This window comes from Pantoea sp. WMus005, from assembly GCF_013415305.1.
GTDB lineage: Bacteria > Pseudomonadota > Gammaproteobacteria > Enterobacterales > Enterobacteriaceae > Pantoea > Pantoea rara.
Map to the genome: position 1 here is coordinate 24673 of NZ_JACBXU010000006.1, position 13194 is coordinate 37866.

Annotated in this window: 12 protein-coding genes; all 12 read left to right on the forward strand. The window is 54.6% G+C overall.

What is annotated here, in order from left to right; genetic code table 11:
* Entirely contained in the window at positions 1 to 534 is a 534-nt protein-coding gene (atpH, locus tag HZZ01_RS18395; RefSeq protein ID WP_003849530.1) for a F0F1 ATP synthase subunit delta, read from the forward strand.
* A gap of 14 nt (positions 535 to 548) precedes the next feature.
* Positions 549 to 2090, forward strand: coding sequence for a F0F1 ATP synthase subunit alpha (atpA, locus tag HZZ01_RS18400; protein WP_003849532.1), 1542 nt, complete (start codon positions 549 to 551; stop codon positions 2088 to 2090).
* A gap of 52 nt (positions 2091 to 2142) precedes the next feature.
* The gene (gene atpG / locus HZZ01_RS18405; protein WP_179898913.1) at positions 2143 to 3009 is read left to right on the forward strand and encodes a F0F1 ATP synthase subunit gamma; all 867 of its coding nucleotides are present in this window, start codon (positions 2143 to 2145) and stop codon (positions 3007 to 3009) included.
* A 30-nt stretch (positions 3010 to 3039) separates the two neighbouring features.
* Positions 3040 to 4437, forward strand: a complete 1398-nt coding sequence (gene atpD / locus HZZ01_RS18410; RefSeq protein ID WP_179898914.1) for a F0F1 ATP synthase subunit beta — start codon at positions 3040 to 3042, stop codon at positions 4435 to 4437.
* A 24-nt stretch (positions 4438 to 4461) separates the two neighbouring features.
* Entirely contained in the window at positions 4462 to 4881 is a 420-nt protein-coding gene (locus HZZ01_RS18415) for a F0F1 ATP synthase subunit epsilon (protein WP_008926374.1), read from the forward strand.
* Positions 4882 to 5041: 160 nt separating this feature from the next.
* Positions 5042 to 6412 carry a bifunctional UDP-N-acetylglucosamine diphosphorylase/glucosamine-1-phosphate N-acetyltransferase GlmU gene (gene glmU / locus HZZ01_RS18420; protein WP_179898915.1) on the forward strand — a complete coding sequence of 457 codons (1371 nt, stop codon included), beginning with the start codon at positions 5042 to 5044 and terminating at the stop codon, positions 6410 to 6412.
* Positions 6413 to 6566: 154 nt separating this feature from the next.
* Positions 6567 to 8396 (forward strand): glutamine--fructose-6-phosphate transaminase (isomerizing), encoded by a 1830-nt coding sequence (glmS, locus tag HZZ01_RS18425; protein ID WP_179898916.1) that lies wholly within the window; start codon positions 6567 to 6569, stop codon positions 8394 to 8396.
* 165 nt (positions 8397 to 8561) lie between these two features.
* On the forward strand, positions 8562 to 9605 hold the full coding sequence (gene pstS / locus HZZ01_RS18430; RefSeq protein WP_136196688.1) for a phosphate ABC transporter substrate-binding protein PstS: 1044 nt from the start codon (positions 8562 to 8564) through the stop codon (positions 9603 to 9605).
* 86 nt (positions 9606 to 9691) lie between these two features.
* A complete protein-coding gene (pstC, locus tag HZZ01_RS18435; RefSeq protein ID WP_179898917.1) occupies positions 9692 to 10654 on the forward strand; it encodes a phosphate ABC transporter permease PstC in 963 nt (320 codons plus the stop codon).
* A complete protein-coding gene (gene pstA, locus HZZ01_RS18440) occupies positions 10651 to 11541 on the forward strand; it encodes a phosphate ABC transporter permease PstA (protein ID WP_003849548.1) in 891 nt (296 codons plus the stop codon). Before pstC ends, pstA begins: the two co-directional genes overlap by 4 nt.
* A gap of 44 nt (positions 11542 to 11585) precedes the next feature.
* Positions 11586 to 12359, forward strand: coding sequence for a phosphate ABC transporter ATP-binding protein PstB (pstB, locus tag HZZ01_RS18445; RefSeq protein ID WP_003849550.1), 774 nt, complete (start codon positions 11586 to 11588; stop codon positions 12357 to 12359).
* A 17-nt stretch (positions 12360 to 12376) separates the two neighbouring features.
* Positions 12377 to 13111 carry a phosphate signaling complex protein PhoU gene (phoU, locus tag HZZ01_RS18450; RefSeq protein ID WP_003849553.1) on the forward strand — a complete coding sequence of 245 codons (735 nt, stop codon included), beginning with the start codon at positions 12377 to 12379 and terminating at the stop codon, positions 13109 to 13111.
* The last annotated feature ends 83 nt before the right edge of the window (positions 13112 to 13194 follow it).

Sequence of the window (13194 nt, forward strand, 5' to 3'; positions counted from 1 at the left end):
ATGTCTGATCTGATTACTGTAGCTCGCCCCTACGCCAAAGCAGCTTTTGACTTTGCTGTTGAGCATCAAAGTATTGAACGCTGGCAACAGATGCTGGCGTTTGCCGCAGAAGTGGCTCGCAATGAACAGATGGCTGATCTTCTCTCAGGTGCACTAGCACCCGAAGCGCTGGCAGCGTCGTTTAACGCAGTCTGTGGTGATCAACTGGATGAACCCGCGCAGAACCTGATTAAGGTGATGGCGGAAAACGGACGTTTGACAGCGCTTCCGGCTGTACTGGCTCAATACATCGAACTGCGTGACGCTCATGAAGCCACCGCTGAAGTTGATGTTATCTCCGCCAGTACGCTGAGTGACGACCAGCTGAATAAAATCAGCGCCGCGATGGAAAAACGTCTGTCACGCAAAGTTAAGCTGAATTGCAAAATTGATAAGTCTGTGATGGCAGGCGTGATCATCCGTTCGGGTGATCTGGTTATTGATGGCAGCGTACGCGGCCGTCTTGACCGTCTGGCTGACGTCTTGCAGTCTTAAGGGGACTGGAGCATATGCAACTGAATTCCACCGAAATCAGCGAACTGATCAAGCAGCGCATTGCTCAGTTCAATGTCGTGAGTGAAGCTCACAACGAAGGTACGATTGTTTCTGTAAGTGACGGTATCATCCGCGTACACGGCCTGGCCGATGTGATGCAGGGTGAGATGATTGCCCTGCCGGGTAACCGTTACGCTATCGCCCTGAACCTCGAGCGTGACTCGGTTGGTGCAGTGGTGATGGGTCCTTACGCTGACCTCGCCGAAGGCATGAAGGTTAAGTGTACTGGCCGTATTCTTGAAGTACCGGTAGGCCGTGGCCTGCTGGGCCGCGTCGTGAACACCCTGGGTGCTCCTATCGACGGTAAAGGCGCAATCGACAACGACGGTTTCTCACCGGTTGAAGTGATTGCACCTGGCGTTATCGATCGTCAGTCAGTCGACCAGCCGGTTCAGACCGGTTATAAGTCGGTCGATGCGATGATTCCAATCGGCCGTGGCCAGCGTGAGCTGATCATCGGTGACCGTCAGACCGGTAAAACCGCGATGGCGATCGATGCGATCATCAACCAGCGCGACTCAGGCATCAAGTGTGTCTACGTTGCGATTGGTCAGAAAGCCTCAACCATCTCTAATGTGGTTCGTAAGCTGGAAGAGCATGGCGCACTGCAGAACACCATCGTTGTTGTGGCGTCTGCTTCTGAATCAGCTGCACTGCAGTATCTGTCACCGTACGCAGGTTGTGCGATGGGCGAATACTTCCGTGACCGTGGTGAAGATGCGCTGATCGTATACGATGACCTCTCCAAGCAGGCTATCGCTTACCGTCAAATCTCTCTGCTGCTGCGCCGTCCACCAGGCCGTGAAGCATTCCCTGGCGACGTGTTCTATCTCCACTCTCGTCTGCTGGAACGTGCATCACGCGTAAGCGCTGATTATGTTGAGCGTTTCACCAATGGCGCAGTGACAGGTAAAACCGGTTCACTGACCGCGCTCCCGATCATCGAAACCCAGGCGGGCGACGTTTCTGCGTTCGTTCCGACCAACGTAATCTCGATTACTGATGGTCAGATCTTCCTGGAATCGAACCTGTTCAACTCCGGTATTCGTCCGGCAGTTAACCCAGGTATTTCGGTATCCCGCGTTGGTGGTGCTGCACAGACCAAGATCATCAAGAAACTGTCTGGTGGTATCCGTACCGCGCTGGCACAGTATCGTGAACTGGCGGCGTTCTCGCAGTTCGCGTCTGATCTGGACGATGCAACCCGCAAACAGCTGAGCCACGGTCAGAAAGTGACCGAGCTGCTGAAGCAGAAACAGTATGCGCCGATGTCTGTCGCGCAGCAGGGTCTGGTTCTGTTCGCTGCAGAGCGTGGCTACCTGAACGACGTTGAACTGGCAAAAATTGGTAGCTTTGAAGCTGCACTGCTGGCCTTCGCCGATCGCGACCACGCTGAGCTGATGGCTGAAATCAACCAGTCGGGTAACTTTAACAACGATATCGAAGCGAAGCTGAAAGGCCTGATCGATACGTTTAAAGCAACCCAGTCCTGGTAATGTCTGGCGGCTTGTCTGAAAAGGCAAGCCGCAAGGCTTTGAGGAGAAGCTAATGGCCGGCGCAAAAGAGATACGAAGCAAGATCGGAAGCGTGAAAAACACGCAGAAGATCACCAAAGCGATGGAAATGGTCGCCGCCTCCAAGATGCGTAAAACGCAGGAACGCATGGCGGCCAGCCGTCCGTATGCAGACACCATGCGCAAAGTGATTGGTCACCTTGCGTTGGGTAATCTGGAATACAAGCACCCTTACCTGGAAGAGCGCGACGTGAAGCGCGTCGGCTACCTGGTCGTTTCAACAGACCGCGGGCTTTGTGGTGGTTTGAACATTAACCTGTTCAAAAAATTACTGGCAGATATGAAATCCTGGTCCGATAAAGGTGTGCAGAGCGATCTGTCGATTATCGGTTCAAAAGGGGCGTCATTCTTCAGTGCTGTGGGTGGCAACATCGTGGCGCAAGTCAGCGGCATGGGCGATAAACCTGCCCTGTCTGATCTGATTGGCCCGGTAAAAGTGATGTTGCAGGCTTATGATGAAGGCCGCATCGACAAACTGATGATCGTCAGTAACAAGTTCAATAACACCATGTCTCAGACTCCGACCATCACCCAACTGCTGCCGTTAGCGCCAGCGGAAGGTGAAGAAGAGATGAAGGCGAAGACCTGGGATTACCTGTACGAACCCGATCCGAAAGCGCTGCTGGATACCCTGCTGCGTCGTTATGTCGAATCGCAGGTTTATCAGGGTGTGGTGGAAAATCTGGCCAGTGAGCAGGCCGCACGTATGGTAGCGATGAAAGCCGCAACCGATAACGGCGGAAATCTGATCAAAGAGCTGCAGTTGGTTTACAACAAAGCTCGTCAGGCCAGCATCACCCAGGAACTTACCGAGATCGTCTCGGGGGCCTCCGCGGTTTAACCAGGTTTGGAATTAGGTAGAGGATTCAAGATGGCAACTGGAAAGATTGTCCAGATTATCGGCGCCGTTGTTGACGTCGAATTCCCTCAGGACGCGGTACCGCAAGTGTACAGCGCCCTCGAGGTTATGAATGGTGATGCGCGTCTGGTGCTGGAAGTACAGCAGCAGCTGGGTGGCGGCGTAGTTCGTACTATCGCAATGGGTACGTCTGACGGCCTGAAGCGTGGTCTGAACGTCAACGACCTGAAGAAACCGATTCAGGTTCCGGTCGGTAAAGCGACTCTGGGCCGTATCATGAACGTTCTCGGCGAGCCAATCGATATGAAAGGCGAGCTGAAAGAAGAAGATGGCAGCGCAGTAGAGATTGCCTCTATTCACCGCGCAGCGCCTTCTTATGAAGATCAGTCTAACTCGCAGGAACTGCTGGAAACCGGCATCAAGGTTATCGACCTGATGTGTCCGTTTGCCAAGGGCGGTAAAGTGGGTCTGTTCGGTGGTGCGGGTGTAGGTAAAACCGTCAACATGATGGAACTGATCCGTAACATCGCAGCTGAACACTCAGGTTACTCAGTGTTTGCTGGTGTGGGTGAGCGTACTCGTGAGGGTAACGACTTCTACCACGAAATGACTGACTCAAACGTTATCGACAAAGTTGCTCTGGTCTATGGCCAGATGAACGAGCCGCCGGGTAACCGTCTGCGCGTAGCCCTGACCGGTCTGACCATGGCGGAAAAATTCCGTGATGAAGGCCGCGACGTTCTGCTGTTCATCGATAACATCTACCGTTATACCCTGGCCGGTACAGAAGTGTCTGCACTGCTGGGTCGTATGCCATCTGCGGTAGGTTACCAGCCAACGCTGGCAGAAGAGATGGGTGTGTTGCAGGAGCGTATTACCTCCACCAGAACCGGTTCAATCACTTCCGTACAGGCCGTTTACGTCCCTGCGGATGACCTGACTGACCCGTCACCAGCAACCACCTTTGCGCACTTAGACTCAACGGTAACGCTGAGCCGTCAGATCGCTTCTCTGGGTATCTACCCGGCCGTTGACCCGCTGGACTCCACTAGCCGTCAGCTGGATCCGCTGGTTGTCGGTCAGGAACACTATGATGTTGCGCGTGGCGTTCAGTCACTGCTGCAGCGTTATCAGGAACTGAAAGACATCATCGCCATCCTCGGTATGGATGAGCTGTCTGAAGAAGACAAATTGCTGGTGGCACGTGCGCGTAAGATTCAGCGCTTCCTGTCTCAGCCGTTCTTCGTTGCGGAAGTATTCACCGGTTCACCGGGTAAATACGTTACGCTGAAAGACACTATCCGTGGCTTTAAAGGCATCATGGAAGGTGAGTTTGACCACCTGCCAGAGCAGGCCTTCTACATGGTTGGTGCCATCGAAGAAGCCGTGGAAAAAGCGAAGAAACTGTAATAACGGTTTCCCGGGAGGAAGATTATGGCTATGACTTATCACCTGGATGTGGTCAGCGCAGAGGAGCAGTTGTTCTCTGGTCTGGTACAGAAAATTCAGGTGTCAGGTAGCGAAGGTGAACTGGGGATTTTCCCTGGCCATGCGCCGCTGCTGACTGCCATTAAGCCTGGAATGATCCGTATCGTGAAACAGCACGGCGAAGAGGAGTATATCTACCTCTCTGGCGGCGTGCTGGAAGTGCAACCAGGCAGCAGCACCGTTCTGGCCGATACCGCGATTCGCGGTACCGATCTGGATGAAGCGCGTGCTCTGGAAGCAAAACGCAAAGCAGAAGAGCACATGAACAGTAGCCACGGCGACGTGGACTATGCTCAGGCCTCTGCCGAGCTGGCGAAAGCCATTGCTAAACTGCGCGTGATCGAACTGACCAAAAAAGCGATGTAATCCAGCTTTATGCGTCACGAAATGCCAGCCCTCGGGCTGGCATTTTTTTTGTCTGCGGCGTCCGATCTGCCTGTCCGCCTAATTTCGGCCTGAGAAAAATGTAGTAATCTCAACCTCAAACCGTTTTACTTTCACCCGTAAAAATTCACTCAGGATAGTTATGTCTAACAGTGCGATGAGTGTGGTGATCCTTGCTGCTGGCAAGGGCACCCGTATGTATTCCGATCTGCCTAAAGTTCTGCATACGCTGGCAGGCAAACCAATGGTTCAGCACGTCATTGATGCCGCTAAAGGGCTTGGCGCACAGCATGTGCATCTGGTTTATGGTCACGGCGGCGATCGCCTGAAAGCAACGCTCACTGACAGCACGCTTAACTGGGTGCTGCAGGCCGAGCAGCTCGGCACCGGTCATGCCATGCAGCAGGCTGCGCCTGCTTTTGCAGATGATGAAGATATCATGATGCTTTATGGCGACGTGCCGCTGATTACTCAGGCAACGTTACAGCGTCTGCGCGAAGCAAAACCGCAGGGCGGCATCGGCTTACTCACCGTGGTACTGGATGACCCTACCGGCTATGGCCGCATTGTGCGTGAACACGACACCATCACCGGCATTATCGAACAGAAAGATGCCAGCCCGGCGCAGCTCACTATTAAAGAGATCAACACCGGCATTCTGATCGCCAATGGCGGCGATTTAAAACGCTGGCTGGCGCAGCTCACCAACAACAATGCGCAGGGTGAATATTACATCACCGATATTATCGCGCTGGCGCATCAGGAAGGTCGGGTGATCAACGCGGTCCATCCGGCCCGCATCAGTGAAACCGATGGCGTGAATAACCGGCTGCAGCTGGCAACATTAGAGCGAACTTACCAGGCTGAACAGGCGGAAAAACTGCTGCTGGCCGGTGTGATGCTGCGCGATCCGGCGCGTTTCGACCTGCGTGGAACGTTGACGCATGGACGGGATGTCGAAATCGACACTAACGTCATTATCGAAGGCAAGGTCACGCTGGGCTCGCGTGTAAAAATCGGCGCGGGGTGCATCATCAAAAACAGCGTGATTGGCGATGACTGTGAAATCAGCCCCTATACGGTGATCGAGGATGCTAATCTCGCCGCCGCCTGTACCGTCGGGCCATTTGCCCGCCTGCGTCCTGGCAGCGAACTGGCCGACGCCGCCCACGTGGGCAACTTCGTCGAAATGAAGAAAGCGCGTCTGGGTAGAGGATCGAAAGCGGGTCACCTCTCCTATCTGGGTGATGCGGAGATTGGCGACAACGTGAACATCGGTGCAGGCACAATCACCTGCAACTATGATGGCGCAAACAAATTTAAAACTGTGATTGGCGATGATGTATTTGTAGGCTCAGATACGCAGTTGGTGGCGCCGGTGAGCGTCGCGGCAGGCACTACCATTGCGGCAGGCACCACCATCATGAAAGATGTGACCGGGGCCGGTCTGGTCTATAACCGCAAAGAACAGAATCACAAAGCAGACTGGCAACGTCCGGTGAAGAAAAAATAAAATTTTTAACGGCCCGCTTTATGCGGGCCGATGCAGTGCAGTGCCAAAACTATAATCCCCACTCTCTACAAGGCTCGGGGAACCGGCAAAGCCGGATATCAGGTCGCATGACAACAGAAGTGGCGAAAAGCCATGTAGTCAGGAAAACATCATTATGTGTGGAATTGTTGGTGCAGTAGCACAACGCGATATCGCAGAGATTCTGCTGGAAGGTCTGCGTCGTCTTGAATATCGCGGATATGATTCGGCCGGTCTGGCCGTCGTCGATCGTCAGGGGCACGTCACGCGCCTGCGGCGGTTAGGGAAAGTACAAAAACTGGCGGAAGCCGCTGAACAGCAACCGCTGATTGGTGGTACCGGCATCGCGCACACGCGCTGGGCAACCCATGGTGAACCGTCAGAAGCGAATGCGCATCCGCACATCTCTGAGCACATCATCATCGTGCACAACGGCATCATTGAAAACCATGAGCCACTGCGCGCTGAGCTGATTGAGCGCGGCTACGTCTTTGCCTCAGAAACCGACACCGAAGTGGTGGCGCATCTGGTTCACTGGGAGCAGAAGCAGGGCGGTTCACTGCGTGAAGTGGTGCTGCGCGTGATTCCGCAGCTTCGCGGTGCTTATGGCATGGTGATCATGGACAGTCGCGATCCGTCACTGCTGGTGGCAGCCCGTTCCGGCAGCCCGCTGGTGATTGGCCGGGGTATGGGTGAAAACTTTATCGCTTCGGATCAGCTGGCCCTGCTGCCGGTGACTCGTCGGTTCATCTATCTGGAAGAGGGTGATATCGCCGAGATCAGTCGTCGTGATATCACGATTATTGACCGTGAAGGCAATACCGTGACGCGTGCCGAGATCGAGTCGAACCTGCAATATGATGCCGGTGACAAAGGTATTTACCGTCATTACATGCAGAAAGAGATCTACGAGCAGCCAATGGCGCTGAAAAGCACCCTGAGTGGCCGGTTCAGTCAGGGGCAGGTTGACCTCAGCGAGCTGGGCGCGGGCGCAGAAGCGTTGCTGAGCCAGGTGGAGCATATCCAGATTATCGCCTGTGGCACCTCCTATAACTCCGGCATGGTGTCACGCTACTGGTTTGAGTCGCTGGCTAACCTGCCCTGTGATGTGGAGATCGCCTCCGAGTTCCGCTATCGCAAGTCAGCGGTGCGCAAAAACAGTCTGCTGATCACCCTGTCTCAGTCGGGTGAAACGGCAGATACCCTGGCGGCGCTGCGTCTCTCTAAAGAGCTGGGCTATCTGGGTTCTCTGGCGGTCTGTAACGTGGCCGGTTCGTCACTGGTGCGGGAATCTGACCTGGCGCTGATGACTAAAGCGGGTACCGAAATCGGCGTCGCCTCTACCAAAGCGTTCACCACCCAGTTAGCAGTATTGCTGATGCTGGTGGCGAAACTGGGCCGTCTGAAAGGCATGCCTGCCGGGACAGAGCAGGAGATCGTTCATGCACTGCAGGCGTTGCCTAACCGGATTGAGCAGATGCTGGCGCAGGATAAGCTGATTGAGAATCTTGCTGAAGGCTTCTCTGACAAGCATCACGCACTGTTCCTGGGTCGTGGCGATCAATACCCGATTGCCATGGAAGGCGCGCTGAAGCTCAAAGAGATCTCCTACATTCATGCGGAAGCCTACGCCGCAGGTGAGCTGAAACATGGCCCACTGGCGCTGATTGATGCTGACATGCCGGTGATCGTAGTGGCACCTAACAACGAACTGCTGGAGAAGCTTAAATCCAACATCGAAGAGGTGCGCGCACGCGGCGGTCTGCTTTATGTCTTTGCTGATCAGGATGCAGGCTTCAGCGACAGTGACGGAATGAAGATTATTCCGTTACCGCACGTTGAAGAGGTGATTGCACCTATCTTCTACACCGTGCCGTTGCAGTTACTCTCCTATCACGTCGCCCTGATCAAAGGCACCGACGTCGATCAGCCGCGTAACCTGGCAAAATCGGTTACCGTGGAATAACCTGGTGGGCCCCGTCGCGGGCCCACTTCATTCTGGCTCTCTGTCATATAACTGTCATATTTCATACATTTCACTGTCATCAAACTGTCCTATTTTCCCTCCTGCAGCAATCACAGACTCTTACTAAAACGGCCCCAAGCCTGACTTTTCTCCCCTGGAGGGAACATGACACTGATGCGTAGCACCGTAGCCCGAATCCTCGCCACCACCTTCGCCGTAAGCGCGGTATCTGCTTTTGCGGCCACCGATCTCACGGGCGCAGGCGGGACGTTCCCGGCACCGGTTTATGCCAAGTGGGCAGCAGAATATCAGCAAGCCACCGGTAGCAAAATTAACTACCAGGGCATCGGTTCTTCTGGCGGCGTTAAACAGATTATCGCCAAAACCGTTGATTTCGGTGCGTCCGATGCGCCAATGAAAGATGAAGATCTGCAGAAAAATGGCCTGTTCCAGTTCCCTACCGTGATCGGTGGCGTGGTACTGGCGGTTAACCTGCCGGGTATCAAGTCAGGCCAGCTGACGCTGGATGGCAAAACCGTCGGTGATATCTACCTGGGTACCATTAAAAAGTGGAACGACCCGGCAATCGCTAAACTTAACCCGGGCGTGAAACTGCCAGAGACCAACATTAACGTGGTGCGTCGCGCGGATGGTTCAGGCACCTCGTTCGTCTTCACCAGCTATCTGGCGAAAGTAAACCAGGACTGGAACAGCAAAATTGGTAAAGGCAACACCGTTAACTGGCCTGTGGGTCTGGGCGGCAAAGGCAACGACGGCGTCGCTGCGTTTGTTCAGCGTCTGCCAGGTTCAATTGGCTACGTGGAATATGCCTATGCCAAACAGAACAACCTGACCTACACCAAACTGGTCGATGCCGATGGTAAAGCGGTCGAACCAAGCGAGACCAGCTTCAGTAATGCCGCGAAAGGCGCTGACTGGAGTAAATCGTTCGCCCAGGATCTGACCTTCCAGAAGGGCGCTGATGCCTGGCCAATCTCCTCAACCACCTTCATTCTGATCTACAAAGATCAGGCGAATGCGGCCAAAGGCGCTGAAGTGCTGAAATTCTTTGACTGGGCTTACAAGAAAGGCAGCAAAACCGCCACGGCACTGGATTATGCTGCGCTGCCAGAGAGCGTAACTGAGCAGATTCGCGCCGCCTGGAAAGCCAACATCAAAGACAGTTCTGGTAAAGCGCTTTATCAGTAATTGACCGACCCTGACCGGACAGCGGTCCGGTCAGACCCAACGGGCGGCTCATGCCGCCCTGATAACTTCTGAAGACTGAGACTTCTATGGCTGCAACGAAGCCGGCATTCAAAGCCCCAGGCAAACAAGGTGACAAAATTTTTGGCGCGCTGGTCAGGCTGGCTGCGCTGATTGTGTTGTTACTGATGGGCGGCATTATTGTCTCCCTGATCATCTCCTCGTGGCCCAGCATCCAGAAGTTTGGTTTCGCCTTTTTGTGGACCAAAACCTGGGATGCGCCCAATGAACAATTTGGCGCACTGGTACCGATTTACGGCACCCTTGTGACCTCCATCATCGCCCTGGTTATCGCCGTGCCGGTGAGTTTTGGTATCGCGCTGTTCCTGACCGAACTCTCACCCGCCTGGCTGCGTCGCCCGCTGGGCACCGCCATTGAGCTGCTGGCGGCAATTCCGAGTATTGTTTACGGCATGTGGGGCCTGTTTGTTTTCGCGCCGCTGTTTGCCGAATATTTTCAGACGCCGGTTAATGACGTGATGTCGGGCATTCCGATTATTGGCGAACTCTTCTCCGGCCCCGCTTTCGGTATCGGTATTCTTGCGGCAGGGGTGATTCTGGCAATCATGATTATCCCTTACATCGCCTCGGTCATGCGCGACGTGTTTGAACAGACCCCGGTGATGATGAAAGAGTCAGCCTACGGTATTGGCTGCACCACCTGGGAAGTGATCTGGCGTGTCGTACTGCCCTTTACCAAAAATGGCGTGATTGGTGGCGTGATGCTGGGACTGGGTCGTGCGCTGGGCGAGACCATGGCGGTCACCTTTATTATCGGCAACACCTACCAGCTCGACAGCCCGTCACTGTTTATGCCGGGTAACAGCATCACCTCAGCGCTGGCCAACGAATTCGCGGAAGCGGAGTCGGGCGTTCATGTCGCCGCGCTGATGGAGCTGGGACTGATCCTGTTTGTGATTACCTTTATCGTGCTGGCGATTTCAAAGCTGATGATTATGCGACTGCAGAAAAGTGAAGGAGCGCGCTCATGACCACGATTGAAATTCAGGCGCGCGCCGAACTGGACGCATCACGCCGTAAAATGCAGTCCTGGCGCAGTACTAAAAATAAAATTGCGCTGACGTTGTCGCTGCTGACCATGGCATTTGGCCTGTTCTGGCTGGTGTGGATCCTGTTCACCACCGTCACGCGCGGTGTGGATGGTCTTTCCTGGTCCCTGTTCACCGAATCCACGCCACCGCCGAATACTGCGGGCGGCGGTCTGGCGAACGCCCTGGCCGGCAGTGGATTACTGATTTTCTGGTCTACTTTCTTTGGCACACCACTGGGCATCATGGCGGGCATCTACCTGGCGGAGTATGGGCGCAAATCGGCCCTGTCAGAAGTGATCCGCTTTATTAACGATATTCTGCTTTCGGCCCCCTCAATTGTGGTCGGCCTGTTCGTCTACACCCTTGTGGTGGCAAAGATGCAGCACTTCTCCGGTTGGGCCGGGGTGATTGCACTGGCGCTGCTGCAGGTGCCAATTGTGATTCGTACTACCGAAAACATGCTGCGTCTGGTGCCAGATAGCATGCGTGAAGCGGCTTACGCGCTCGGCACACCCAAGTGGAAGATGATCTCGGCCATCACCCTGAAAGCCTCGGTCTCCGGCATCATCACCGGCGTGCTGCTGGCGATTGCCCGTATCGCCGGTGAAACGGCCCCGCTGCTATTTACGGCGCTGTCGAACCAGTTCTGGAGCACCGACATGATGCAGCCGCTGGCGAACCTGCCGGTCACCATTTTCAAGTTCGCCATGAGCCCCTTTGCTGAATGGCAGAGCCTGGCCTGGGCGGGCGTGCTGATTATTACCCTCTGTGTGCTGCTGCTGAACATTGTGGCGCGGGTGATTTTTGCCAAAGGTAAACACGGTTAACTTCCGGCGCTGCTCTGAGCGGCGCCGTATAAGAGAGATGAATTATGAGTATCGCGACAGCATCAGCCGATAAAATTCAGGTCCGTAATCTGAACTTCTATTACGGCAAGTTTCATGCGCTGAAGAACATCAACCTGGATATCGCTAAGAATGAGGTCACCGCGTTTATCGGGCCCTCGGGCTGTGGTAAGTCGACCCTGCTGCGTACCTTCAATAAGATGTACTCACTCTATCCGGAGCAGCGGGCCGAAGGGGACATTTTGCTGGATGGCGAAAACATTCTGGCGACACAGCAGGATATCGCGCTGCTGCGCGCCCGCGTCGGCATGGTGTTTCAGAAGCCGACGCCGTTCCCGATGTCGATCTATGACAACATCGCCTTTGGCGTGCGCCTGTTTGAAAAACTGTCGCGTGCCGATATGGACGAGCGCGTACAGTGGGCGCTGACCAAAGCGGCACTGTGGAATGAAACCAAAGACAAGCTGCATCAGAGCGGTTACAGTCTTTCCGGCGGCCAGCAGCAGCGTCTGTGCATTGCACGCGGTATCGCGATTCGCCCGGAAGTGTTGCTGCTGGATGAGCCCTGCTCCGCGCTGGATCCTATCTCTACCGGCCGTATTGAAGAGCTGATTACCGAGCTGAAGCAGGATTACACCGTGGTGATCGTGACGCACAATATGCAGCAGGCGGCACGCTGCTCTGACCATACCGCGTTCATGTATCTGGGCGAACTGATTGAGTTCAGCGACACCGACACGCTGTTCACCAAGCCCGCACAGAAGCAAACCGAAGACTACATTACTGGCCGCTACGGCTGATCTGACAGGAGATCGACATGGATAATCTGAATCTGAATAAGCACATCTCCGGTCAGTTCAATGCCGAACTGGAGCATATCCGTACCCAGGTGATGATCATGGGTGGCATGGTCGAGCAGCAACTCACCGACGCCATTACTGCGATGCATAATCTGGATGGCGAACTGGCGCAGCGGGTGATCGACGGCGACCAGAAAGTCAATATGATGGAAGTAGAGATTGATGAAGCCTGCGTGCGCATCATCGCCAAACGTCAGCCGACCGCGATCGATTTACGACTGGTGATGGCGATCATCAAAACCATTTCCGAGCTGGAACGCATTGGCGACGTGGCGGAGAAGATCAGCCGCACGGCGCTGGAGAAGTTTGGTCAGCAGCACCTTCCGCTGCTGGTGAGCCTGGAGTCGCTGGGCCGTCACACTGTGCAGATGCTGCATGATGTGCTGGACGCCTTTGCCCGCATGGATCTCAATGAAGCCATCACTATCTACCGTGAAGATAAAAAGGTAGATAAAGAGTATGAAGGCATTGTGCGTCAGCTGATGACCTACATGATGGAAGATCCGCGCACGATTCCCAGCGTGCTGACGGCACTGTTCTGCGCGCGTGCTATTGAGCGCATCGGCGATCGTTGCCAGAACATCTGCGAAATCATCTTCTATTTCGTCAAAGGTCAGGATTTCCGTCACGTTGGCGGTGACCGTCTCGATGAATTACTGTCGGGCGACGACGGCAGCAACAAACCTTCCTGATAAACCTTATCCCTGCGCCTGATCGGCGCAGGGATAAGCCTTTTCAATTGGTCACATCCTGAACTCTCTTTATAATTGCGGCA

Coding starts and splice junctions, on each gene's coding strand:
- atpH (WP_003849530.1), top strand. CDS start 1: ATGTCTGATCTGATTACTGTAGCTCGCCCCTACGCCAAAGCAGCTTTT.
- atpA (WP_003849532.1), top strand. CDS start 549: ATGCAACTGAATTCCACCGAAATCAGCGAACTGATCAAGCAGCGCATT.
- atpG (WP_179898913.1), top strand. CDS start 2,143: ATGGCCGGCGCAAAAGAGATACGAAGCAAGATCGGAAGCGTGAAAAAC.
- atpD (WP_179898914.1), top strand. CDS start 3,040: ATGGCAACTGGAAAGATTGTCCAGATTATCGGCGCCGTTGTTGACGTC.
- HZZ01_RS18415 (WP_008926374.1), top strand. CDS start 4,462: ATGGCTATGACTTATCACCTGGATGTGGTCAGCGCAGAGGAGCAGTTG.
- glmU (WP_179898915.1), top strand. CDS start 5,042: ATGTCTAACAGTGCGATGAGTGTGGTGATCCTTGCTGCTGGCAAGGGC.
- glmS (WP_179898916.1), top strand. CDS start 6,567: ATGTGTGGAATTGTTGGTGCAGTAGCACAACGCGATATCGCAGAGATT.
- pstS (WP_136196688.1), top strand. CDS start 8,562: ATGACACTGATGCGTAGCACCGTAGCCCGAATCCTCGCCACCACCTTC.
- pstC (WP_179898917.1), top strand. CDS start 9,692: ATGGCTGCAACGAAGCCGGCATTCAAAGCCCCAGGCAAACAAGGTGAC.
- pstA (WP_003849548.1), top strand. CDS start 10,651: ATGACCACGATTGAAATTCAGGCGCGCGCCGAACTGGACGCATCACGC.
- pstB (WP_003849550.1), top strand. CDS start 11,586: ATGAGTATCGCGACAGCATCAGCCGATAAAATTCAGGTCCGTAATCTG.
- phoU (WP_003849553.1), top strand. CDS start 12,377: ATGGATAATCTGAATCTGAATAAGCACATCTCCGGTCAGTTCAATGCC.